The organism is Serratia sp. CMO1 (genome assembly GCF_015689115.1).
Taxonomy (GTDB): Bacteria; Pseudomonadota; Gammaproteobacteria; order Enterobacterales; family Enterobacteriaceae; genus Serratia; species Serratia marcescens.
Window position 1 is genome coordinate 3,648,734 of record NZ_CP065032.1, and the last position, 21,936, is coordinate 3,670,669.

24 protein-coding genes and 1 riboswitch are annotated in these 21,936 nt (G+C 61.5%); of the genes, 15 read left to right on the forward strand and 9 right to left on the reverse strand.

The genetic code is table 11. The annotated features are described in order from the left end of the window. Positions 1-88: 88 nt before the first annotated feature. From IT763_RS17425 to gutQ, 7 genes are all read left to right on the forward strand, one after another. On the forward strand, positions 89-637 hold the full coding sequence (locus IT763_RS17425) for a PTS glucitol/sorbitol transporter subunit IIC (protein ID WP_004941528.1): 549 nt from the start codon (positions 89-91) through the stop codon (positions 635-637). Positions 638-652: 15 nt separating this feature from the next. Then, positions 653-1,633, forward strand: a complete 981-nt coding sequence (locus tag IT763_RS17430; protein WP_016926695.1) for a PTS glucitol/sorbitol transporter subunit IIB — start codon at positions 653-655, stop codon at positions 1,631-1,633. 22 nt (positions 1,634-1,655) lie between these two features. After that, on the forward strand, positions 1,656-2,018 hold the full coding sequence (srlB, locus tag IT763_RS17435) for a PTS glucitol/sorbitol transporter subunit IIA (RefSeq protein ID WP_033639642.1): 363 nt from the start codon (positions 1,656-1,658) through the stop codon (positions 2,016-2,018). Positions 2,019-2,028: 10 nt separating this feature from the next. Next, positions 2,029-2,808: a sorbitol-6-phosphate dehydrogenase gene (gene srlD, locus IT763_RS17440; protein WP_028127783.1), complete on the forward strand. Its 780-nt coding sequence runs from the start codon at positions 2,029-2,031 to the stop codon at positions 2,806-2,808. Between the two features lie 46 nt (positions 2,809-2,854). Continuing rightward, positions 2,855-3,211 (forward strand): transcriptional regulator GutM, encoded by a 357-nt coding sequence (gene gutM, locus IT763_RS17445; protein WP_049299964.1) that lies wholly within the window; start codon positions 2,855-2,857, stop codon positions 3,209-3,211. 83 nt (positions 3,212-3,294) lie between these two features. Beyond that, positions 3,295-4,068 carry a DNA-binding transcriptional repressor gene (locus IT763_RS17450; protein WP_016926692.1) on the forward strand — a complete coding sequence of 258 codons (774 nt, stop codon included), beginning with the start codon at positions 3,295-3,297 and terminating at the stop codon, positions 4,066-4,068. Further along, positions 4,061-5,032, forward strand: a complete 972-nt coding sequence (gene gutQ, locus IT763_RS17455) for an arabinose-5-phosphate isomerase GutQ (RefSeq protein WP_016926691.1) — start codon at positions 4,061-4,063, stop codon at positions 5,030-5,032. The genes IT763_RS17450 and gutQ overlap by 8 nt, the downstream gene beginning before the upstream one ends. Before the next feature lie 39 nt (positions 5,033-5,071). Here gutQ and IT763_RS17460 read toward each other — a convergent pair whose 3' ends face one another. From IT763_RS17460 to IT763_RS17475, 4 genes are all read right to left on the reverse strand, one after another. Beyond that, positions 5,072-5,530 (reverse strand): inhibitor of vertebrate lysozyme family protein, encoded by a 459-nt coding sequence (locus tag IT763_RS17460; RefSeq protein ID WP_206194882.1) that lies wholly within the window; start codon positions 5,528-5,530, stop codon positions 5,072-5,074. Between the two features lie 84 nt (positions 5,531-5,614). Further along, positions 5,615-6,415: a bifunctional hydroxymethylpyrimidine kinase/phosphomethylpyrimidine kinase gene (thiD, locus tag IT763_RS17465; protein WP_197759100.1), complete on the reverse strand. Its 801-nt coding sequence runs from the start codon at positions 6,413-6,415 to the stop codon at positions 5,615-5,617. Beyond that, positions 6,415-7,206: a hydroxyethylthiazole kinase gene (gene thiM, locus IT763_RS17470; protein WP_028128367.1), complete on the reverse strand. Its 792-nt coding sequence runs from the start codon at positions 7,204-7,206 to the stop codon at positions 6,415-6,417. The genes thiD and thiM overlap by 1 nt, the downstream gene beginning before the upstream one ends. A gap of 35 nt (positions 7,207-7,241) precedes the next feature. Next, a riboswitch (TPP riboswitch) is annotated at positions 7,242-7,338 on the reverse strand. Between the two features lie 91 nt (positions 7,339-7,429). Beyond that, positions 7,430-8,044 (reverse strand): TetR/AcrR family transcriptional regulator, encoded by a 615-nt coding sequence (locus IT763_RS17475; protein ID WP_033639635.1) that lies wholly within the window; start codon positions 8,042-8,044, stop codon positions 7,430-7,432. 217 nt (positions 8,045-8,261) lie between these two features. On the opposite strand from IT763_RS17475, the gene IT763_RS17480 reads away from it, so the two are divergent. From IT763_RS17480 to IT763_RS17495, 4 genes are all read left to right on the forward strand, one after another. Then, on the forward strand, positions 8,262-8,525 hold the full coding sequence (locus IT763_RS17480; RefSeq protein ID WP_004941494.1) for a YtcA family lipoprotein: 264 nt from the start codon (positions 8,262-8,264) through the stop codon (positions 8,523-8,525). 10 nt (positions 8,526-8,535) lie between these two features. Continuing rightward, a complete protein-coding gene (mdtN, locus tag IT763_RS17485) occupies positions 8,536-9,573 on the forward strand; it encodes a multidrug transporter subunit MdtN (protein WP_049299965.1) in 1,038 nt (345 codons plus the stop codon). 4 nt (positions 9,574-9,577) lie between these two features. Further along, on the forward strand, positions 9,578-11,542 hold the full coding sequence (locus tag IT763_RS17490; protein WP_206194883.1) for an FUSC family protein: 1,965 nt from the start codon (positions 9,578-9,580) through the stop codon (positions 11,540-11,542). Positions 11,543-11,612: 70 nt separating this feature from the next. Beyond that, positions 11,613-12,038 (forward strand): GNAT family N-acetyltransferase, encoded by a 426-nt coding sequence (locus tag IT763_RS17495; protein WP_143779322.1) that lies wholly within the window; start codon positions 11,613-11,615, stop codon positions 12,036-12,038. On the opposite strand, the gene IT763_RS17500 is transcribed toward IT763_RS17495, so the two are convergent. Continuing rightward, positions 12,035-13,258 (reverse strand): MFS transporter, encoded by a 1,224-nt coding sequence (locus IT763_RS17500; RefSeq protein WP_206194884.1) that lies wholly within the window; start codon positions 13,256-13,258, stop codon positions 12,035-12,037. The two genes, IT763_RS17495 and IT763_RS17500, sit on opposite strands and share 4 nt — an antisense overlap. Before the next feature lie 95 nt (positions 13,259-13,353). On the opposite strand from IT763_RS17500, the gene IT763_RS17505 reads away from it, so the two are divergent. Beyond that, a complete protein-coding gene (locus IT763_RS17505) occupies positions 13,354-13,803 on the forward strand; it encodes a helix-turn-helix domain-containing protein (RefSeq protein WP_075205910.1) in 450 nt (149 codons plus the stop codon). A gap of 6 nt (positions 13,804-13,809) precedes the next feature. Here the strand turns inward: IT763_RS17505 and IT763_RS17510 are convergent, their stop codons facing one another. Together IT763_RS17510 and IT763_RS17515 are read right to left on the reverse strand one after the other, a co-directional pair. Next, complete coding sequence (locus IT763_RS17510; RefSeq protein WP_048325223.1) at positions 13,810-14,070, reverse strand: DUF1158 family protein; 261 nt, start codon at positions 14,068-14,070, stop codon at positions 13,810-13,812. Beyond that, on the reverse strand, positions 14,042-14,596 hold the full coding sequence (locus IT763_RS17515; protein ID WP_229705521.1) for a DUF2778 domain-containing protein: 555 nt from the start codon (positions 14,594-14,596) through the stop codon (positions 14,042-14,044). Before IT763_RS17515 ends, IT763_RS17510 begins: the two co-directional genes overlap by 29 nt. A gap of 183 nt (positions 14,597-14,779) precedes the next feature. Between IT763_RS17515 and rluF the strand changes: the two genes are divergently transcribed. Beyond that, a complete protein-coding gene (gene rluF, locus IT763_RS17520; protein WP_016929734.1) occupies positions 14,780-15,649 on the forward strand; it encodes a 23S rRNA pseudouridine(2604) synthase RluF in 870 nt (289 codons plus the stop codon). 138 nt (positions 15,650-15,787) lie between these two features. Here rluF and IT763_RS17525 read toward each other — a convergent pair whose 3' ends face one another. After that, positions 15,788-18,835, reverse strand: a complete 3,048-nt coding sequence (locus IT763_RS17525; protein ID WP_206194885.1) for an autotransporter outer membrane beta-barrel domain-containing protein — start codon at positions 18,833-18,835, stop codon at positions 15,788-15,790. Between the two features lie 195 nt (positions 18,836-19,030). Next, positions 19,031-19,345 (reverse strand): lipoprotein, encoded by a 315-nt coding sequence (locus tag IT763_RS17530; RefSeq protein WP_206194886.1) that lies wholly within the window; start codon positions 19,343-19,345, stop codon positions 19,031-19,033. 175 nt (positions 19,346-19,520) lie between these two features. On the opposite strand from IT763_RS17530, the gene IT763_RS17535 reads away from it, so the two are divergent. Both IT763_RS17535 and IT763_RS17540 read left to right on the forward strand, forming a co-directional pair. Further along, positions 19,521-20,153, forward strand: coding sequence for a response regulator transcription factor (locus IT763_RS17535; RefSeq protein WP_206194887.1), 633 nt, complete (start codon positions 19,521-19,523; stop codon positions 20,151-20,153). Next, positions 20,150-21,931: a hybrid sensor histidine kinase/response regulator gene (locus tag IT763_RS17540; protein WP_049299971.1), complete on the forward strand. Its 1,782-nt coding sequence runs from the start codon at positions 20,150-20,152 to the stop codon at positions 21,929-21,931. The genes IT763_RS17535 and IT763_RS17540 overlap by 4 nt, the downstream gene beginning before the upstream one ends. The last annotated feature ends 5 nt before the right edge of the window (positions 21,932-21,936 follow it).

A 21,936-nucleotide genomic window follows, 5' to 3' on the forward strand; every position in this document is an offset into this window, starting at 1 on the left:
ATAGCCCAACAAAGTGACTACTGTAAGGCCCATGGCGACAGAGCCGCCGTTCGCTCCAGGCCATATCAGTCCATTACAGGAGAACATAATGATTGAGCTAATCACCCACGGCGCCGAGTGGTTTATCGGCCTGTTTCAGAAAGGCGGTGAAGTGTTTGTCGGCATGGTGACCGGCATTTTGCCCTTGTTGATCAGCCTGTTGGTTATCATGAACGCGCTGATCAAATTTGTTGGCCAGGAACGTATCGAACGATTGGCGCAGCGCTGCGCGGGCAACCCCGTTTCGCGTTATCTGCTGCTGCCGCTGATCGGCACCTTTGTCTTCTGCAACCCGATGACCCTCAGCCTGGGGCGCTTCATGCCGGAGAAATACAAGCCGAGTTACTACGCGGCGGCCTCCTACAGCTGCCACTCGATGAACGGCCTGTTTCCGCACATCAACCCCGGCGAACTGTTCGTTTACCTCGGCATCGCCAGCGGCCTGACCACCCTCGGCCTGCCGCTCGGCCCGTTGGCGGTGAGCTATTTCCTGGTGGGGCTGTTCACCAACTTCTTCCGCGGCTGGGTCACCGATCTCACCACCAGTCTGTTTGAACGCAAGATGGGCATCCGTCTGGATCGCCAGGTGCAACTTTAATTCGTGGAGTGCAGCATGAGTGCTTATATCCGTATTGAAAAAGGCGCCAGCGGCTGGGGCGGCCCCCTGGAGCTGCCGATAGAGCCCGGCAAAAAAGTGGTGTACATCACCGCCGGCACCCGGCCTTCCATCGTCGATCGCCTCAGCGAATTGACCGGCTGGCCCGCCGTCGACGGTTTCAAAGAGGGCGAACCGCCGGCGGAAGAGATCGGCGTGGCGGTGATCGACTGCGGCGGCACCCTGCGCTGCGGCCTGTACCCGAAACGCCGCATTCCGACGGTCAACATCCATGCCACCGGCCAGTCCGGCCCGCTGGCGCAGTTTATCCTCGAAGACATCTATGTCTCCGGCGTGCGTGACCACAACATCAGCCGAATCGACGCGACGGAGAACCCACCCGCCGCCGCGGTTGCAGCGCCGCCCAAGGCGCGCGACTACGACACCAGCAAGAAGATCACCGAACAAAGCGACGGGCTGCTGGCGAAGGTCGGCATGGGCATGGGATCGGTGGTGGCGGTGTTCTTCCAGGCCGGACGCGACACCATCGACACCGTGCTGAAGACCATTCTGCCGTTTATGGCGTTCGTCTCGGCCTTGATCGGCATCATCATGGCCTCCGGCCTCGGAGACTTTATCGCTCACGGCCTGACGCCGCTCGCCAACAGCCCGATCGGCCTGGTGACGCTGGCGCTGATCTGCTCATTCCCGCTGCTGTCGCCGTTCCTCGGCCCCGGCGCGGTCATCGCCCAAGTGATCGGCGTGCTGGTCGGGGTACAGATCGGCCTCGGCCATATTCCGCCGCAGCTGGCGCTGCCCGCGCTGTTCGCCATCAACGCGCAGGCCGCCTGCGACTTCATTCCGGTCGGCCTGTCGCTGGCGGAAGCCAAACAGGACACCGTGCGGGTCGGCGTGCCTTCAGTGCTGGTCGGCCGCTTCCTGACCGGCGCGCCGACGGTGTTAATCGCCTGGGCCGCCTCGGCCTTCATTTATCAATAATGTGATCCCCAGGGAGACGTTTATGCACACCATTTTTCACACCACCATCACGCAGATCGGCGGCTGCGCCCGCGACGCGTTGCTGGACAACATGCTGATCACCTTCCGTGAAGGCGCCCCGGCGGATATCGAAGAGTTCTGCTTCATCCACCGCCACGGCGCAACCGCCGGCGAGCTGCAGGTCGGCGGCGTGATGGAACTGGCGCAGCAGCGCTACGCCATCACCGCCGTCGGCAGCGTCGCCACGCAGAATCTGCGCGAGCTGGGCCACGTCACCGTGCGCTTCGACGGCGAAGCCGAAGCCGAATTCCCCGGCTCGATCCACGTATCCGGCCCGACGCCGACTGATATCCCGTTGGGCAGCACGCTGTCATTTATCGCATAAGGAGTAGACCATGTCTGAAGTAGCTGTAGTGATTGGCGGCGGCCAAACGTTAGGCGCCTTTTTGTCCCACGGGCTGGCGCAGGCCGGTTATAGGGTGGCGGTGGCCGATCTGAACGCCGACAACGCCAATCGGGTGGCACAGCAGATCAACGAAGAGTACGGCACAGGCAGCGCCTGCGGTTTTCAAGCCGACGCCACCGACGAGCAGAGCGTGATCGCGCTGGCGACGGCGGTTGACCGGGCGTTCGGCCAGGCCAACCTGCTGGTGTACAGCGCCGGCATCGCCAAGGCGGCGCCAATCACCGATTTCCCGCTGGGCGACTTCGACCGCTCGCTGCAGGTGAACCTGGTGGGCTATTTCCTCTGCGCCCGCGAGTTCTCGCGCCTGATGATCCGCGACGGCATCGCCGGGCGCATCATCCAGATCAACTCCAAGTCCGGCAAGGTCGGCAGCAAGCACAACTCCGGCTACAGCGCCGCCAAGTTCGGCGGCGTGGGGCTGACGCAGTCGCTGGCGCTCGATCTGGCGGAGTACGGCATTACCGTGCATTCGCTGATGCTCGGCAACCTGCTGAAGTCGCCGATGTTCCAGTCGCTGCTGCCGCAGTACGCGCAAAAACTGGGCATCGCGCCGGACCAGGTGGAGCAGTACTACATCGACAAGGTGCCGCTGAAACGCGGTTGCGACTATCAGGACGTGCTGAACACCCTGCTGTTCTACGCCAGCGATAAGGCCTCTTACTGCACCGGCCAATCGATCAACATCACCGGCGGCCAGGTGATGTTCTGACGCCACCGACGCCCCCTTCCGCGGAAGGGGGCCTAAGGAGAACCCCATGACACAAGCTTTGATCGCCTTCGCGCTGCTGGCCTGGCTGCTGCAAATCGCCTTCGGCTGGTGGCAACTGCAACGTTTCAACCGCGCCTTCGACGGTTTATGCCGGCTGGGCGCCGTGGGCGTCGGCCGTTCCGGCGGCCGTTTTCGCCCACGGGTGGTGCTGGCGCTGGCCTTCGACGACGATCGGCGGGTATGCGGCAGCCTGTTGCTGCGGGGCCTGACCGTCTTCGCCCGGCCCCGCCCGCTGCCTCATTTACACGGATTGCATCAGCGGGATTTGCGCCCGGATGTGATCTTCCCCGAGGATCGCGCATGCCAGTCTGCACTATCGTTAGCGATTGACCCCAAATCGTGATATTTTCACATTAAAAGACATTACCTTTCATAGTGAATTATTCAGCGAGGGGAAATGCCCAACTCTTGTGAACGGGAATCGCGATGAAACCAAAGCAGCGGCAGGCCGCTATCCTTGAATATCTGCAGCGGCATGGCAAAACGGCGGTGGACGCCCTGGCCGAGCATTTCTCCACCACCGGCACCACCATCCGCAAGGATCTCACCCTGCTGGAAGAAGAAGGCGAGGTGATCCGCACCTACGGCGGCGTGGTGCTCAGCCGCGACGACGGCGATCAGCCAATCGACCGTAAAACCCATATCAACACCGAGAAAAAGCGCCGCATCGCCAGCGCCGCCGTGGCGCTGATCGCCGACGGCGACTCGCTGATCTTCGACGCCGGCAGCACGGTGCTGCAGATGGTGCCGCACCTGGCGCAGTTCAATAACATCACGGTGATGACCAACAGCCTGACCATCGTCAACGCGCTGGTGGAACTGGACAACGATCAGACCATCCTGATGCCCGGCGGCACCTACCGCAAAAAATCGGCCTCGTTCCACGGCAGCCTGGCGGAATCGGCGTTCCAGCAATTCAGCTTCGACAAGCTGTTTATCGGCGCGGACGGCGTCGATCTCAATGCCGGCGTCACCACCTTCAACGAAGTGCACAACGTCAGCAAAGCGATGTGCGAAGCCGCCGGCCGCATTATTCTGTTGGTGGACTCCTCGAAATTCGGCCGCAAGAGCCCGAACGTGGTGTGCGAACTCAGCGCCGTCGACACGCTGATCACCGACCGAGACATCAACCCCGATTACCTCGCCGCCCTGCAGGCGAAAGGCATCAATATCATTCTGGTAGGAGACCCCGATGAGTAACGCCAACGCCCTGCTCGCCTTCGCCCGCGAAACGCTGGAGATCGAGTTGACCGAAGCGCAGCGCCTGCTGGCGCGCCTGGATGACAACTTCGTCTGCGCCTGCGAGCTGCTGCTGAACTGCCGCGGCAAAGCGGTGATTTCCGGCATCGGCAAGTCCGGCCATATCGGCAAGAAGATCGCCGCGTCGCTGGCCAGCACCGGCACGCCGTCATTCTTCGTGCATCCGGCGGAGGCGCTGCACGGCGATCTCGGCATGATCGGCGCCGACGACGTGGTGGTGTTCATCTCCTACTCCGGCCGCGCCAAAGAGCTGGATCTGATCCTGCCGCTGCTGGCGGAGAACGGCATTCCGGTGATCGCCGTTACCGGCGGCAAAGAGTCGCCGCTGGCGCAGGCCGCGGCCTGCGTGCTGGATATCGGCGTCGAGCGCGAAGCCTGCCCGATGGGGCTGGCGCCCACCTCCAGCGCGGTCAACACCCTGATGATGGGCGACGCCCTGGCGATGGCGCTGATGCGCCAGCGCGGCTTCAACGCGGAAGACTTCGCCCGATCGCACCCGGGCGGCAGCCTGGGCGCGCGTCTGCTGAACCGCGTGCATCACCTGATGCGCACCGGCGATCGCCTGCCGCGCGTGAGCGAAAGCGCCAACGTGATGGAGGCGATGCTGGAACTGAGCCGCACCGGGCTGGGGTTGGTGGCGGTCTGCGACGCGCAGCAGCGGGTGGTGGGCGTATTTACCGACGGCGACCTGCGCCGCTGGCTGGTGAAGGGCAACAGCCTGCAGGATCCGCTCAGCCCGGCGATCACCCGCCCCGGCTATCGGCTGCCAGAGCAGTGGCGCGCCGGGGAGGCGCTGGAAGCGCTGCACGAACAACACATCAGCGCGGCTCCGGTGGTCGATATGGACGGCGTGCTGGTGGGGGCGCTCAACCTGCACGATCTGCATCAGGCCGGCATCGGCTGATCAACGCCGGGGGCGCCATCACCGGCGCCCCCGGTCAGATCATTTCCAATCGGGATTGTTCTCGAACTGCTGCTTCAGCAGCGCTTTCATGTCGTCATTCGACTTGCCGAGCCACTGGTACTTGGCATACTTCTTCGGATGATCGACGGCTTCCGGCCGATCTTCCACTTCCACCCGCACGCCCCAGGCCTGGGATTTGTCCGCGCTGAACGCCACGATCAAAAAGTTATTGCCGCAGTCGTGGGGCTTGCACAGGTTGCCGACCAGATACTCTTTGCCCTTCCAGTTCAGATTCTGCGCCGGCGTAGAGGTGCCGACGCCCTTGCGCGCCCAGCCCGGCATCCGCGCCTGGCCTTTCACCATGTTTTGCCAGCTGGCCTGATACCCCGGCAGCTGAATCAAATCCGATGTGGTGACGATTTGTTGGGCAAAGCTGCCCGCGCTGAAGCTGAGCAGTGCGCCAAAGAGGGCGCAACGCAGCGCCTGGTGTCCCGTCATAGTCCTTCTCCCTAGGTTAAATCAGGTTTCGCCCATAAAACCGGGCCTGAACTAGTCAGACCACGATTGCGGCAAAAAGTTGACTCACCACCAGGCGTGAAAATGATGCACCGGCCCGATGCCGTGCCCCACTTCCAGCGTATCCGCCTGTTGCAGCGCTTGTTGCAGGTAGCCCTTGGCGGCGGCCACCGTGGCCGCCCAGTCGGCATGGCGCGGACGCAGCGCCGCCAGCGCGGCCGAGAGCGTGCAACCGGTGCCGTGGGTATGGCGGGTGGCGACGCGCGGCGCGGTAAAACGCTGCTCGCCTTCGGCGGTAAACAGCCAGTCCGGGCTCTCGCTTTCGCTCAGGTGGCCGCCCTTCATCAGCACCGCCCGGCAGCCCATCGCCAGCAGCGCCCGCCCCTGCTCGCGCATCTGCGCTTCATCTTCCGCCGGCGCGCACGCCAGCAGCGCCGCCGCTTCCGGCAGGTTTGGCGTAATGATCGACACCAGCGGCAACAGCTCGTGCCGGATAGACTCTACCGCCTCCGGGGCCAGCAACGGATCGCCGCTTTTCGCCAGCATCACGGTGTCCAGCACCACGAATTCCGGCCGGTAATGGCGCAGCCGTTCGGCCACCGCCTGCACGATATCGGCGTTGGCCAGCATGCCGATCTTGACGCTGTCGATGCGCACGTCGCTGAACACCGAGTCCAGCTGCGCGGCGACAAACGCCGGATCGATGTAATACACCGACTGCACGCCGCGGGTATTCTGCGCCACCAGCGCGGTGATCACCGAGGTGCCATAGGCACCAAGCGCCGAGAAGGCCTTCAGATCGGCCTGAATGCCGGCGCCCCCGCTGGGATCGGTGCCGGCGATGGTCAGCGCGTTAATGCGTTTCATCACAGATCCTCCCCGCGCAGCTGATACAGGGCGTCGAGGAACGCCGGCGTAAAGCTGCCCGGCCCGGCGGCCTGCCTGGCCGCGAGGCCGCCGCAGTGGGACATCACCCGGCAGGCGGCCGCCACGTTGTCCAGGCGATCGCCCGGCAGGGCGCAAAACGCCGCCGCCACCGCCGACAGCGCGCAGCCGGTGCCCACCACCCGTGTCATCAGCGGGGAGCCGCCTTCGATCGCCCAATCGCGTTGGCCGTCGGTGACGTAATCCACCGCGCCGGTGACCGCGACTACCGCGCCGCTGCGCTGCGCCAGCTCACGCGCGGCGGGCAATGCCGCCAAGGAATCGTCGCCGCTGTCCACGCCGCGGCCGCTGGCCAGCAACCCGCTGAGCGCCATGATTTCCGAGGCGTTGCCGCGTATCGCCGCCGGTTTCTCGTCCAGCAGCTGTTTGGCGAAGGCGGTGCGGTAGGAGAGCGCGCCGACCGCCACCGGATCCAGCGTCCAAGGCTTGCCGGCCCGATTGGCGGCGGCCACCGCCGCGCGCATCGATTCGGCGCGCAGCGCGTTGAGGGTGCCGACGTTGATCAGCAGGCCGTCGGCCAGCGCGCTGAACTGCGCCGCCTCTTGCGGCTCCACCACCATCGCCGGGGAGGCGCCGAGCGCCAGCAGCACGTTGGCGGTCAGCGATTGCACCACTTCGTTGGTCAGGCAGTGGATCAGCGGAGGCCGCTGTTGGAATTGAGTCAGGCAGGCCGCGGCGCGAGCGCCGGGTAGTGCATCAGGTCGAGCGATCATATTCCTCCCAACCGGCGTTCAAGAAGGCGGCGCCGGTTGGGCGGCCGTGACTTCCCTACGCTGGCATTATCCAGATCAGGTAATACGGGTATTTCTCAGCCTTCACGCAGAAGGGCACCCCGAGTCATGAAAATCAATAGGTTGTGATCAACGTTGCGTTAATCCCTGAGTGGGATCATGCCAGCGGCGGCGCGGACAAACAAGCGAATAAATTCGCTCGCGCCTAAGCGATGTTGCCCTCTTTTCCCGCCAGATACAGGCTCAGCACGCCGGGCAGCTCCGCCAACGTAAACGCCACGCTCTGCGGCGCCGTTTTGAAGATGTGATGCAAGGTGCCGGCCACCAGGCTTTGCAACAGCCGGGTTTGCTGCAGGATCTCCGCTTCGGCGGTCTCGGGGCGGCGCAGCTGCAGCACTCGGGCGATCAGCGCCAGGAAGCTGGACTTTTCGTCCGGCAGGTTCATTTCCCGCATCACCGGCAGGTAGTCGGCGTGCTCGCGCAGGTACTGCGCATAGGGTGAAAACAGCCGCTGGATCACCGCTTCAGCGGAGAGGCGCCGCCACTCGTCGTCGCTGGCCAACGCCATGTCGCGCACCAGCGCCTCGATCGATTCAGTGTGCCGATCCGCCAGCGCCTTGATCACCGCGTGGCGATCGGGGAAAAAGTGATACATCGAGCCGATGGAGGTTTTGGCGTGTTTGGCCAGCCGCTGCATGCTGAGCGCCGCCAGGCCATCCTGCGCCACGATCGCCGCCGCTGAATCCAGAATGGTTTGTACGCGTTGCCGCCCTCTTTCCTGCTGCGGCTCTCGCCCGGTGATGTGTTCGTCGATTTGCATATTCGTTTCTGCCCGCTGTCATCAACGCATTATACCCATTTGCCGCCGCGAAGGCAGGGTGACACAAAAAACTAGATTAACTCCTCTAGTTTAGAGTAGAGTATTTATTCTAGTTTACCCTTGCGCAAGCATGAGGGTGACAAACAGTGACCTCACTCACTGAAAAAGAGTCATTTCATTCGGCCCGTCGACCAAGCCAATCGCCAGAGAACGCCCTATGCCCGACAAAAAACTGCTTATCACCTGCCTGACCGCGCTGTTGCTCACCGGGTGCTCGCCGGCACCGTCCATGGTGGTGTTCGGCGCTTCGTTCCCCGACTGGCTGTTTTGCCTGTGCGGCGGCGTGGCGGGCATGGTGGCGATCCACCTGCTGCTGCGCACCCCGGAAAAACGCGCCTGGCTGGCGCCGCAGCTGCTGACGTATCCGGCGCTGACCGCGCTGATCGCCATGCTGACCTGGTTACTGGTTTTCCCCCACTGAGACTGACGCCATGACCCAACCACAAACCTCCAACAAGCGCAGACTGCTGGTGCTTACCATCCTGGCGTTGACGCTCATCGTGGCCGCCGCCGTCGTCTGGCGGGTGGAAAACGCCCCCACTACCGACGATGCCTACGCCTATGCCGACACCATCGACGTAGTGCCGGAGGTGAACGGCCGCATCATCGAGATGCCGATCCGCGACAACCAGGAAGTGCGGCAAGGCGATCTGCTGTTCCGCATCGATCCGCGCCCTTACCAGGACGCGCTGGCGGCCAGCGAAGCGCGCCTGATCATGCTGAATGAACAGATCAAGCTGACGCAGCGTTCGGTCAACGCGCAGCAGTACAACGCCGAATCGATGAACGCCATCGTCAAACGCTCGCAGGCGCTGGTGGCACAGGCGACCGACACCCTCAACCGCCGGCAGAAGCTGCTCGGCAAGAACTACGTTTCGGCGGAAGAAGTGGAAACCGCCCGCACCTCCCAGCGCTCGGCGCAGGCGGAACTGCAGGCCGCATTGCTGCAGGCGAAACAGGCGGAAGCCGCCGTCAGCGGCGTCGAAGCCCTGGTCGCGCAGCGTGCCGAAGTGCAGGCCGACATCGCCATCGCCAAACTGAACCTGGAGTTCACCGAGGTGAGAGCGCCGTTCGACGGCCGCATCGCCTCCCTGAAAACCACCGTCGGCCAATATGCCTCCAGCGCCAAACCGGTGTTCACGCTGATCGACACCCGCCACTGGTACGTGGTCGCCAACTTCCGCGAAACCGACCTGAAAGGCGTGCATCCCGGCGTGCCGGCCACGCTGTATTTAATGAGCGACGCCGGCCAGACCTTCAGCGGCAAGGTGGAATCGATCAGCTACGGCGTGCAGCCTGACGACGGCGGCACAGTGCTGGGCGGGCTGCCCAACGTGTCGCGCAACATCAACTGGGTGCACGTTTCGCAGCGCTTCCCGGTCAAGATCGCGGTAGAGGCCCCCAACCCGGCGCTGTTCCGCGTGGGCGCTTCGGCGGTGGCCAAGCTGAACCTGCGCCATGAAGAATAAAACGATGTCTCACGGCTGGCTGTCCCAGTTGATCGACGAGCTGCGCCCTTCGGACAGCCGCATCAACCTGGTGATCCGCGCCCTGCTCTCCAGCGCGATCGCCATCGTGATCTCGCAGACGCTGCAGGTGCCGTGGCTGGCGCTGTCACTGATCGCTGTCTTCTTTATCACCCAGTCCAATATCGTGATCACCCGCGCAATCGGCATCCTGTTTTTCGTCAGCTCCACGCTGGCGATCGGCGCCGCTATCCTGGTGCTGAAATTCACCTACGACTACCCGATGCTGCGCATCCTGCTCTCCAGCGCGCTGTTTTTCCTCAGCGTGTTCCTGATGCGGGTGACCAAGGTTGGGGTGCTGTTCTTCCTGATGGCGCTGGTGGTGATCTACACGCAAAGCTTTGTCGATCTCACTCCGCAGGCGGAAGTGGTGATACGGCTGGTGCTGTGGGTATGGGTGGCGATCAACTACGCCATCCTGCTCACCCTGATCGTCAATACCCTGCTGCTGCCGGCTGAACCGCTGAAACAGCTAAAGGGCCGGATGAACGCGGTGTTGGACGAAACCCGCGCTATGTTGGCCAACGGCGGCGAGACGCGCGATCTGAGCGCCATCTCGCAGCACGCCACCGAGCTGCACAAGCTGCTGCGCTTTTCGGTGATGCGCAGCGATCGCTGCCGCGCCAACGAGCCCGGTTATCTGGCGCTGATCACCTTGGTGTTGCAGCTCAATATTCTGGCCTACCAGCTGCCGCCGGCTTTCGGCGCGGCCGCGCGTCAATTGGCGCAAGAGATAGACGCCGCCTGCCGCGCGCTGCAAACCGCGATCAGCCACGACAGCGCGCTGCGATTTTCCGTCGCGATCGCCGGCAGCGACGATCCGCAGGTGCCGGCGCCGCTCAATGAAATGGCCGGCCTCCTGCAGGTCTACGCCAACCGCAGCGACTACGCCGACGCCCTGCAGGCTGCGCCGCCGCCGAAAGTGCCTTTCTTTACCCCCGACGCCCTGACCAACCCGGTTTACATCCAGTTTTCGTTGAAAACGCTGCTGACCGTGCTGGTCGCCTACGTGTTTTATACCGCCGTCGATTGGTCCGGCATTCATACCATCATGCTGAGCTGCCTGATCGTGGCGCAGCCCAGCCTCGGCGCCACACAGCGGCGGGCGCGGCTGCGTCTCGGCGGCGCGGCGATCGGCAGCCTGCTGGCGCTGATCTCGGTGGTGTGGATCATGCCTCACCTCGACAGCCTCGTCGGCTTGCTGCTGCTGACGCTGCCGGTGATCGCCCTCTCCGCCTGGATCGCCGCCGGCTCCGAGAAAATAAGCTATGCCGGGGTACAGATCCTGTTCACCTTTTCCCTGGCGCTGCTGGAAAGCTTCGGCCCGGTCACCGGGCTGACCGAGATCCGCGATCGCCTGATCGGCATCGTGCTGGGGGTAGGGTTCGCCACCTTCATTCACGCCACGCTGTGGCCGGAATACGAAGGGGAGTCACTGCGGCAGCAGGTTGCCAACGAGCTGCGGGAACTGTCGCGCTTCCTCGGCGGCGAGAACACAAACGCCATCGGCATCTGGCAAAAGATCGAGGGCTGCGAAGCGGTAGTGGCCCGGGTGACGCTGGAGCCCACCTGGCAGCTGGCGGACGATAACCATGAAAGCTTCACCCGGCATATCCAACTGATCTTTAACCAGACGCGCAGCCTGTTGCTGACCAGCGAAAAGCTCAACACCTATCTGGCAGGCGGCGGCGCGGCGCTGTCCGCGCAGGAACGCCAGGCGCTGATCGAGGTGCAACGTCAGGGCGGGCGCATTCTCGCCGAGTATGCGGCGCAGCTTTCCCGTGCGCCGCAAGCGTTGCGGGCGCCCGACTTTCATCCACCGTTGGCCGCCCTGCACGCCGACACCGTGCGCCACCTGGCTCAGGAGCTGAGCGACGGAGTCAATCGCCTGCCCGCCTGGGGCGACGCCTAGCATTTTCCGTTTGTGGCCATGCACGCCCGGCGCAATGCGCTATAGTGAGCACAAACCACCGGGAGATGCCATGCAAATAAGACCTTACCAAGAGGCCGATCGCCCCTTCCTGCGCACGCTGTACCTGGCGTCACGCAAGGCGGCGTTCGGTTGGCGCGATACCTCGAACTATCTGTTGGAAGATTTCGACCGCGCGACGCTGGGCGAAGCGATTTGGGTGGCGGAAGACGGCGGCGTGCTGCTGGGATTCGTCTCCGTCTACCGCGAAGACAACTTCATTCATAACCTGTATGTCGATCCCCATCAGCCGCCGCGCGGCGTCGGCAGTGCGCTGCTGCAAGCGGCGCAAGCCACCTTCACCGCCACCGGCTCGCTGAAATGCCTGGTGAAGAATGAAAAGGCGCTGACGTTCTACCGCAAACACGGCTGGCGCATCATCTCCACCGGCAACGACGGCGAAGAAGATTATTACCTGATGCATTCACCAGCACGCTAGCTCTTACCCGCCGCATCCGGCATGCCGCGCAGCGTCAGCCGCCAAAACAGCAGTGCGCTCAGGCTGACGCCCGCCCCCAGCCAGCAGACGCCGCTCCAGCCCGCCCAGGCGTACATATGGGTGCCGGCAAAGGCGCCCAGCCCGCTGCCGACGGCGTAAAACAGCATGTAGCAGCCCACCAGCCGGCTATGCGACTGCGGGTGAGCGCTGAAGATCATGCTCTGGTTCAGCACGTGGATCGCCTGGCCCGCCAGATCCAGCAGCACAATGCCCGCCACCAGCCAAACCAGGCCGCTGCCAAGCAAACCGAGCGGCAGCCAGGCCAGCGTCAACAGCAGCAGACACGCGCCGCTGGCCACCTGCCCCAGCCCGCGATCCGCCAGATGCCCGGCGCGCACCGCCGCCAGCGCGCCCACCGCGCCGACCAGGCCGAACGCTCCCACCGCGGCATGGGTGAAGTTGAACGGCGGCCGGCTCAGCGGCAACACCAGCGAACTCCAAAAGAGGCTGAAAGCGCCGAACATCAGCAGCGCCAACATGCCGCGAATTTGCAGCGTGCGGTCACGCAGCAACAGGCTCAGCATTGAACGCAGCAGCGCGGGATAACTCAGCGTGCTGGGCGCGGTGCGCGGCGCAGGCAGCAGGCGCGACAGGATCGGCAGCAATACCAGCGTCACTCCGGCTGAGAAGAAGTACACCGTGCGCCAGCCGCCGACGTCCGCCAGCGCGCCGGAGAGAGTGCGCGCCAGCAACAGCCCCAGCACCACCCCGCCCTGCGCCGCGCCGACCACCCGCCCGCGCTCCTGCGGCGCCGCCAGGGCGGCGGCAAATGCGATCAGCCCCTGCGTCATGGCGGTGCCCAGTAGCCCCACCAGCAACATCCCCGCCAGCAGCCAGGGCGCGCTGTGCGCCCAGCCCACCAGCAGCAGCGCACCGATCAGCCCCAGCTGTTGCCCCGCCAGCAATCGATGCCGGTTCAACCGATCCCCCAGCGGCACCACCAACAGCAACGCCAGCGCGCAGCCCAACTGAGTCACAGTGATCACCCTGCCGACCGCCGCCAGGCTGATGGAAAAATCACGGGCAATGGCGTCCAGCAGCGGCTGCGCATAGTAAACGTTGGCCACGCTAAAGGCGCTGGCACCGGCCAACAGCAGCACCAGGGCGGCCGGCAGACGCCCCAGCGCCGCACCGGGGGGATCCAGCAGTTTGTCGCTCATCGCACACCTCAACCTGGTTTCATAATTAAACCCAATGAACTTTAGATGCGAAGGTTTTATAATGCAACCAGAATATGTCGCTGGAGATAAACGCCGTGAAACGTAAAAGCCTGGAAGACGCGCCGTGCCCGGTAGCGCGCACGCTGGATGTGATTGGCGACTGGTGGTCGCTGCTGATCGTGCGCGACGCCTTCGACGGCGTCACCCGCTTTAGCGAATTTCAAAAAGGGCTGGGGATGGCGAAGAACATTCTTGCCACCCGGCTGCGCGCCCTGGTGACGCACGGCGTGCTGGAGATCGTGCCCGCCGCGGACGGCAGTGCCTATCAGGAGTATGTGCTGACCGAGAAAGGCCGCGCGCTGTTTCCGGTGATCGTTGGCCTGCGCCAGTGGGGGGAAGATCATCTGTTCGCCGAGGGAGAGGCGCACTCAACGCTGGTGGAAAGTGACAGCGGCCGCCCCGTGCCGCGCCTGACACCGATCGGCAGCGCCGGGCAGACGCTCACCCCGCTGAATACCCGAGTGATGAAGGTGGGGGAACGGTGATGAGAGTTAGTGGCGGAGCCCGCAGCTCACCCGCTGAAAAACCTGGCGGATAAAGAGCCATTCCAGACACCCGGCCAGCAGATAAACCGCGCCAAAAACGAGCGCACCAAACCATTCCGTATCGTTAAAATGGAAAAAACCACTGGCGTCAATCAGCCAAGCGGTTTGATTCTGGTTTAGCCTGGGTACAGGAAAAAGCTTTATTGTCAGCACAGCCAGCCCAACAACAGCCAATACGTTAGCGAGCAACAGGGCAAATTTTTTCATAGCCTTTCACCTCGATAGTCCCATATGCCTGTAATGTCGTTCCCGGAACTCTGGCTGTTTTCGATTTCAGCAATGCAGCTCGCAGACGATTGAATTCGTTTTGGGAATAAAAGGTTACACATCCTTCGGATAATCCAAGTGGACCGATTGGATGCAACCTGAATTGTCCACGCATAATGCCGTTAATCCATGTTCTATCGTTAACTGTTCCATCATCTCTGTATAAAGCAAACCAACTATTGTGATCTACATTGGTCACAATATCTTTTATGAAAGTAATAGTCTGCGACTTTAAACCACCGGATGGCCGATCCACAATCCAGTAAGTACCGGCTGGTATAGCCCCGTGATTGGGAACATCTGTGCATCCTGGTTGATTTGTATACTGTTTATTACCAGAAAACACAGAGAACATCCCAACCCCTTGACACAACAGAGTGTTTATTTTGTTTCCATTATGAACTAAAAAGCAGCGAAGCATTTTATTTCCCCCATCCTTTGGCTGAGCACCGATAATATCCAGCAAATAAAATTTTATCTATCTTATTGATTTTGTGAATATTGTTAACTCATGATGATAGAATCAGCAATGAGTAAGGCCCAATCAGCATTGATGGCGCATGCATCACCTTCCGCTATTGCATCTATTCTCGAACAGCTTCCGCAACCCCCAGCGGGTAATGTATAGTCCGCGTTTTACGGAGATCCCATGCTGACCAACTCATCCATTCGTTTGAACAAATACATTAGCGAGAGCGGCATCTGCTCACGCCGCGACGCCGATCGATACATCGAACAGGGCAACGTTTTCATCAACGGTAAACGCGCCACCGTTGGCGCCCAGGTATTTGCCGGCGATGTCGTGAAGGTTAACGGTCAGCTGATCGAACCGCGCAATGAAGAAGATCTGGTGCTGATCGCGCTGAACAAACCGGTCGGCATCGTCACCACTACCGAAGACGGCGAGCGCGACAACATCGCCGACTTCGTCAACCACAGCAAGCGCATCTTCCCGATCGGCCGCCTGGACAAAGATTCGCAGGGGCTGATCTTTCTGACCAACCACGGTGACCTGGTCAACAAGATCCTGCGCGCCGGCAACAATCACGAGAAAGAGTATCTGGTGACGGTCAACAAGCCGGTGACCGACGAGTTTATTCGCGGCATGGGCGCCGGCGTGCCGATGCTGGGCACTGTGACCAAAAAGTGCAAGGTGAAGAAAGAAGCGCCGTTCGTGTTCCGCATCACGCTGGTGCAGGGGCTGAACCGTCAGATCCGCCGCATGTGCGAACACTTCGGCTATGAGGTCACCAAGCTGGAACGCACGCGCATCATGAACGTCAGCCTGAAAGGCTTGCCGCTAGGCGAATGGCGCGATCTGACCGATGACGAGCTGATTGAGCTGTTCAAGCTGATTGAAGGCTCTTCGTCAGAGGCCAAGCCGACGAAGAAAGCCCCGGCCAAATCTGCCCCGGCGAAAAAGCCGAGCGCCGGCGGGCCGAAAAGCGCCGATAAAACCGCTGCGCCGGCCGGCCGCAAGCGCTTTACCCAGCCGGGGCGCAAGAAAAAAGGGCGTTAAACGCCTTCCCCCGCTCAGCCCGCCGTTGCGCGGGCTTTTTTATCATAAAAGTCAGTCGCAGGCCGCCACTGAGTTCTCACCATAAAAAAGGCCCGCATCAAGCGGGCCAGTCGGTACCAGAGAAGTCTAGAGGGAAAATCAGAACGACCAGCGCAGGTTGGCGTTGACCGAATTAACGCGGGTATCGGCGCCGAATTGCCCCTGATAGCCGACATCCAGCGTCGCGGCGCGCGACAGTTTCACGCTCACGCCGATATCGCCCACCATCACGTTGTCATCCACGGCCTGGCCCTGCGTGACGAACGCGTCGCTGCCGGCAAACGCCATGCGCGATGAGGTGTTCTTATCGCCGTAAGCATGTTGCCATCCGAGCGAGCCGTAGAGGCTGACGTTCTTCGGCAGTTCGGTCACGCCGCGCACCCCGAGCGTGGAGTAGAAGGTATTCATCGTTTCATTGCGCACGCTCAACGCCGCCGCGCCGCCCGACTCCTGGAAGCTGTCGGTATGCAGGCGGATATAGCTCAGGTTGATGAACGGTTCGACGTTCATCTCCGGCTGGCCGAAACGGTAACCCGCTTCGGTGAACGCCAGCAGCGAGTTCGCGTCGTAATCTGACTTCAGCCGATCCGAGAAGCCGCTGAAATCGACGTTGCGCTTGCCTTCAATCTTGTGCCAGGTGTAACCCAGCGCGCCGCGCAGTGAGAACGCATCCTGCTGCCCGGCCGCATACAGACCGAGGTGGTAGTTGTCGGTATCGGCCTTGGAGCGGCGGCTGTCAACGTCGTAGTCGCCGCGGCTGTAACCGAAGTAACCGCCGATGCGCACGTTATGGTCCGCCAGTTTGCGATCAGCCCCCAACAGGAAGCCGGTGGTATTGCCATCCAGCTTGCCCACGTTGCCGTTGCCGCTGTTTCTGCCCCAGGAACTGAAGGTCTGCCCCCAGACGCCGCTGTTTTGCGCCTGCGCCGGTTGCACCAACGACATCGCCAACGGCGGTACCGGCAGGCCGTCGTTGTCGAACAGGCGCAGCATGCGCTGGTTCAGCACGTTGAACAGCTGGGTGCTGCCGGCGATCAGGTTAGACTGCATCGACGGATAGACTTCGCCGGACAGCTGATTGAACGCCTCGCGCGCTTCCGGCGCGCTCAGCAGCAGCAGCGAGTTGTACAGCGCCAGCGAAGGGCCGCTCTGCGCCAGCGTCGAGAGCGCGCCGGCGGTATTCCACTGGTTGCCGCTTTCGGCCACCGTTTGGAAAATGCCCGGCTTGCCGCTGCCTGGGTTCTCGCCCCCCGGGTTCTCGCCCCCAGGATTCTCACCGCCCGGGTTTTCTCCGCCCGGATTTTCACCGCCCGGGTTTTCCCCGCCCGGATTCTCACCGCCTGGGTTTTCCCCGCCCGGATTCTCGCCGCCAGGGTTTTCCCCCCCCGTGTCTTTCTGTGCGATGGTCAGATCCACGGCGTTGGCGCTGTGCTTCAACGCCACATCGAGGAAGGCAGACTTGGAGACCGCCGCCGCGAACTGGCCTTCAATGCCGCCGTCCGAGGTCAGAATGCGGTAGCTTTGGCCGGTTTTATAGCTGGTTTGCGGATCCAGCGCCGTCACCTGCACTTTGGCCTGATCGCTGATGGTGGTTTTGCCCGCCACCAGCAGCTGGTCGCTGCGGCCGTCGCCGGCGATATCGACGTCGTAGAAGGATTCGCCGATAAAGTTCAGGTAGCGTTTCAGCGTCAAGGTGCCGATATTGCCGTCGCCGGGCGAGATATGGCCGCCGGACTGGATCTCGGTCTGGCCCAGCGTGCCGTTGCCGCCCAGCGTGCCGCCGGCCTTGATCGAGGCGGCGCTGCTGTAACCCTGCCCATTATTGACATCGGCGCCCGCCGTCGCGTTGAGGATCAGCGTGCCGCCGTTCTCGGCGCTGAGGGTTTGGATCTCAAAGATGTCGTCTTCTTTCTGGGTGTTGATGTCGCTGGCGATGATGAGCTTGCCGCCGCGCGCGGTGACGTTCGCCTGCAGGCCAGTGAGATCGCCGTTCAGCGTCGTATGCCCGGCGGTGTTGATCACCTCGCCTTCGCCGCTCATCTTGTTGCTGAAGACGTAATTGCCGTCGGTATGGTTGAAGTACACATAGCTGCGGAACAATCCGCCCCGCAGGGCGATCGCCGTCTGGGCATCGATAGTGCCTGCAGCGCCCGCCGCGCCGAGCGTCGGCTCGGTCAACCCGGTGCCGGTATCCATGTTGCCGCGGCTGCCGATAATCAGCGCGCCGCGGTTAGAACCGGAACCGGCCTTGCCCAGCACCACTTCGTTGCCGCCGGCGGAGAATGTCCCGCCGTCCATGACCGCCAACACGCCATTGCCGTAATCGCCGACGTTGACACTGCTGCCGCTGGTAAACCGTGAGCCGTTGCCGGCGATCGTCAGCTCGGCGGTTTTACGCGCGCCCGAGACGCCCGCCACCTGAATATTACCGACGTTGACCGCGCCGCCGTTCAGCACGTCCAGATCGCCGTAAAGCGTGAGCGCGCGGCCGACGTTCCATTGGGAATTGGCCCCCGTGACCGTGGCTTTCGGGCTCAGCGTATCGGTCTCGCCCGGCCCGCTGCCATTGCCGATGCGCGCGTCAAAGGCGGTATTCAGCACCGCGCCGTCTTCAATCGCCAGCGTGGATCGCGCCCCTAAGTCGGTGCCGACGCTGAGAAAATTGCTGGTGACGCGAGAACCGGCGCCGGTGGCGATAAGGTGGCTGTCGTAGCCGCGGGTGGTGCCGACCACGATCTCTTTCGCGCTGGCCAGCGCGCCGTCTTCAACCCGCAAAGTGCCCCGCCCCAGATTCAGGCCGCCGCGCAGCACGAACTGATCGTTCACCGCGTTCAGCTCGGCGTTCGGCCCGCGAACCGTGACCACGCTGTCATGAATTTGGCCGTTGAACATCCGGCCGATATTGATGTTATAGGCGCTGATCTTGCCATTCTCGATCAGCAGGTTGCCGCTTTGATTACGGCCGACGTAAACGTCCCCGGTGTAGGCCAATGATTCGGTAATTTTTGAGTCGCCGTCAAAAATGGCATCGTCTGCGCGAGCGATATCGGCAGGCGCCAGCATCAACAACGGCGCAGAAAATAGAGCGAGGTAAAGTTTGGAAAGCGGTGTTCTAACCGCTAAAGGGTGCGATGTCTTGTCATTCACGGGCTATCTCCGTACTCGTTAGCGTGATGTCGCGAAATTTATTGTTATAGGGAACTCAATACACTACAGGAGGTGTGAGGCGTTATTTCGCGCACGCCGGTTTAGTGATCGTCGAAGCAAAAGCTTATTGCCCCCCGGCGCTGACGCTCCGACGATGAAAAACCAGGAAGCGGTAATACCGCCCCCCAAAACGAATTATTTATGCGTGACCACCGGCGTACAGGTCGGCGCGCTCAGCGACGGCGATGAACCTAAAATTCCCGGCATCATCAGCGACGAGCAATCGAAAATGCGGCCTTTTTCCGTGGTGGCGCGATAAGAAAGTTTTTGGCCGCCCAGCGCATCCGGCTGCGCGCCATTGACGTTGGTCACGGTAATTTCGTCCGACGATCCCAGCCCCAGCATTTTGGCGGTTTCCGCCTGCAGCAATGGAATGGCCTGATCGGTTTTCAGGGTGGAACAACCGGCTAGCATCAACGTAACGGTTAAAGCGATAAGTGGTTTCTTCATAAATTATCCTTTATAACCAATCAGTTAAAATTACCGATTGGCTTTATGTTTTCTCTTATCCAAATCCTCGAATAATATATTTCCCTTTCCTAAACGAAAAAACCCTCCTAAAGTAGGGAGGGTTGATAATAATTCATCAGACCTATCTGATATTTGAAGGCGAAAGGAGAATCCTTTGGGGCAGGATTATGCGTTGGTCGTTGATGACCATCCATTGGTAGCAAGCGGCATCGCCAATTTTCTCAGCACGCATTGCCGATTCAAACAGGCGCATGTGGTGACCAATGAAGAGAGTTGCTACCGCCATATTAGGGAAAATGGCCCACCGCGTTTACTGGTGATTGATTTTTGGCTCTCTTCCGGTACGGCGTTGAAATTACTCAAAGAAGTAAAACAACGTTATCCGCAGGTGCGGATTTTGGTGGTCAGCGGCGACGAGAATAACGATATCTGGCAGAAAGTGCACAATGCCGGCGGGCATGGGTTCGTGTTAAAAAATGAACCGCCAGAATTATTCGCCAGGGCGGTTTTTGCGCTGAATAACAATCAGGAATGGTTCCCTGACGGTAATGAAGCCACCGTTAAAAGCCACCATGAACACTTAAATAAATTCAATTTAACGCCGAGGCAAATCGACGTATTAACTATGATGCTGCGCGGCCTGCCAAATAAAAGAATTGCGACGCAACTGTCTATTTCCGAACCCACCGTCAAAGAACATATCAGCAATATATTGAAAAAGATAGGCGTCAACAGCCGGGTGGAAGCCATCACGCTGTTGCACGGCAAACGGGATCCGTCGTCATGAGGTTTTTCCAGCATTTACAAAATGATGGCATCTCCCCGAGCGCGCAGATCCGCCTGCTGGACAACACCTTCATGCGGCTGGTGTTCAGCTTCACCGCCGTGCCTTTTGTCGGCATTCCTTTCGCCATCTGGATTTATTTGCTGGGCGACAAGCTCGGCCCAACCATTGCCTGGATCATCGTTTACCTGCTATGCGCCGTGGCGATCCGAATAGGGCATCGGCGCTACCAGCGCGAAGCCAAAGAAAATGATGAAGACGCCGTGCTGCGCCGCTGGCTGCCGCGTATTAATAAGGTGGCCTTTATTCACGGGTTGGGGATCTCATCACTCTATTTAATTACGCCGCAGACCCATAACTTTGACTTTTTCCTGCTGCTCAATATCAGCATCGCCGCGATCGTCGCCGCCAACGCAACGCACCTGACGCCCGTCATCAGCACCTTTACCCGCTTTTTCTTCGCCTCCTGGGGGCTGCTGAACCTCGGCATCATCTGGCGGCTGGAAGACGTGATGTTCATCGTGCTGATGCTGAACTTGTTGTACGGCTTCGCCATTTACCGCCACGCATTAACCTCGCATGCGTTCTTTATTCAGCAGGCGCTGCTCGAAGAGCAAAGCTCGCGCCTGGCGGAGCAGTTCCGCCAGGCTAAAGAAGAGGCGGAACAGGCGCTGTTGGACAAGAACCAGTTCCTGACCACCGCCAGCCACGATCTGCGCCAGCCGGTGCACGCCATGGGCTTTCTGATCGAGGCCATCATCCACAAAAACCGCGACGACAGCCTGACGCCACAGCTGCTGGATCTGCAGCAGAGCGTGCGTTCGGTGCATTTGATGTTCAATTCGCTGCTCGATCTCAGCAAAATCGAATCCGGCAACGTGCGCACCGCCGCCACCCATGTGGATATCGGCGCCCTGCTCGACTCGGTAGTCACCCTGTTCCGCGAAGAGGCCAACAGCCGCGCCCTGACGCTGCGCACCTGGCGCCCCAGACGGCGTATCAGCGTGATGGGCGATCCGCTGCTGGTGCGGCAATCGCTGATCAACCTGATCCAGAACGCCCTGCGCTACACGCAACGGGGCGGCGTGCTGATCGCCATCCGCCCGCGCGGCGCCGAGTGCCTGGTGGAAGTGTGGGACACCGGCGTGGGCATCGCCGACGAAGAGAAAAGCAAAATCTTCTCCCCTTACTACCGCCCCGAGCTGGCGTGGAAAATCGACAGCGCCGGCCACGGGCTGGGGCTGGCGGTGGTGGCGCGCTGCGCCAAGCTGATGAAGGTGAAGTACGGCATGCACTCCGTCGAAGGCAAAGGATCGCGTTTCTGGATGCGCTTCACGCAATACATCGGCGAAGACAAAGCGCCGGAAACCGCGGCCGCCTACGACAACACCGCCACGCCTACCCGCTATGCGCCACTGCGCGGCGCCTGCCTGGTGGTGGACGATGATCCCTTGGTGACCTCCGCCTGGGAGAGCCTGATGAGCACCTGGGGCATCACCGTGCGCTGCGCAGCCTCCGCCGAGGAGGCCTTCGCCATCGTCGACGACGGTTTTACGCCGTTCGCCGTGCTGTGCGACCAGCGCCTGCGTTCCGGCGAGAGCGGTTTCGACATCCTGAAAGCGCTGTTCGAACGCCTGCCGGACGTGAGCGGCGCGATGGTCAGCGGCGAGTTCAATTCGCAAATATTGCAAGAGGCCGAGCAGGAAGGCTATCTGGTGCTGCGCAAGCCGCTGGAACCGGCCAGGCTGCATGCGCTGCTGACCCAGTGGGGGGCGGGCTAGCGCGA

What these genes read in the sequence shown, in the direction of transcription:
- IT763_RS17480 (WP_004941494.1), top strand. Translation starts at nt 8,262, where the DNA reads ATGCCCGACAAAAAACTGCTTATCACCTGCCTGACCGCGCTGTTGCTC.
- gutQ (WP_016926691.1), top strand. Translation starts at nt 4,061, where the DNA reads ATGAGTAACGCCAACGCCCTGCTCGCCTTCGCCCGCGAAACGCTGGAG.
- IT763_RS17540 (WP_049299971.1), top strand. Translation starts at nt 20,150, where the DNA reads ATGAGGTTTTTCCAGCATTTACAAAATGATGGCATCTCCCCGAGCGCG.
- IT763_RS17530 (WP_206194886.1), bottom strand. Translation starts at nt 19,345, where the DNA reads ATGAAGAAACCACTTATCGCTTTAACCGTTACGTTGATGCTAGCCGGT.
- IT763_RS17460 (WP_206194882.1), bottom strand. Translation starts at nt 5,530, where the DNA reads ATGACGGGACACCAGGCGCTGCGTTGCGCCCTCTTTGGCGCACTGCTC.
- gutM (WP_049299964.1), top strand. Translation starts at nt 2,855, where the DNA reads ATGACACAAGCTTTGATCGCCTTCGCGCTGCTGGCCTGGCTGCTGCAA.
- rluF (WP_016929734.1), top strand. Translation starts at nt 14,780, where the DNA reads ATGCTGACCAACTCATCCATTCGTTTGAACAAATACATTAGCGAGAGC.
- IT763_RS17495 (WP_143779322.1), top strand. Translation starts at nt 11,613, where the DNA reads ATGCAAATAAGACCTTACCAAGAGGCCGATCGCCCCTTCCTGCGCACG.
- IT763_RS17500 (WP_206194884.1), bottom strand. Translation starts at nt 13,258, where the DNA reads ATGAGCGACAAACTGCTGGATCCCCCCGGTGCGGCGCTGGGGCGTCTG.
- IT763_RS17475 (WP_033639635.1), bottom strand. Translation starts at nt 8,044, where the DNA reads ATGCAAATCGACGAACACATCACCGGGCGAGAGCCGCAGCAGGAAAGA.
- thiM (WP_028128367.1), bottom strand. Translation starts at nt 7,206, where the DNA reads ATGATCGCTCGACCTGATGCACTACCCGGCGCTCGCGCCGCGGCCTGC.
- IT763_RS17490 (WP_206194883.1), top strand. Translation starts at nt 9,578, where the DNA reads ATGTCTCACGGCTGGCTGTCCCAGTTGATCGACGAGCTGCGCCCTTCG.
- srlD (WP_028127783.1), top strand. Translation starts at nt 2,029, where the DNA reads ATGTCTGAAGTAGCTGTAGTGATTGGCGGCGGCCAAACGTTAGGCGCC.
- IT763_RS17430 (WP_016926695.1), top strand. Translation starts at nt 653, where the DNA reads ATGAGTGCTTATATCCGTATTGAAAAAGGCGCCAGCGGCTGGGGCGGC.
- IT763_RS17510 (WP_048325223.1), bottom strand. Translation starts at nt 14,070, where the DNA reads ATGAAAAAATTTGCCCTGTTGCTCGCTAACGTATTGGCTGTTGTTGGG.
- mdtN (WP_049299965.1), top strand. Translation starts at nt 8,536, where the DNA reads ATGACCCAACCACAAACCTCCAACAAGCGCAGACTGCTGGTGCTTACC.
- thiD (WP_197759100.1), bottom strand. Translation starts at nt 6,415, where the DNA reads ATGAAACGCATTAACGCGCTGACCATCGCCGGCACCGATCCCAGCGGG.
- IT763_RS17450 (WP_016926692.1), top strand. Translation starts at nt 3,295, where the DNA reads ATGAAACCAAAGCAGCGGCAGGCCGCTATCCTTGAATATCTGCAGCGG.
- srlB (WP_033639642.1), top strand. Translation starts at nt 1,656, where the DNA reads ATGCACACCATTTTTCACACCACCATCACGCAGATCGGCGGCTGCGCC.
- IT763_RS17425 (WP_004941528.1), top strand. Translation starts at nt 89, where the DNA reads ATGATTGAGCTAATCACCCACGGCGCCGAGTGGTTTATCGGCCTGTTT.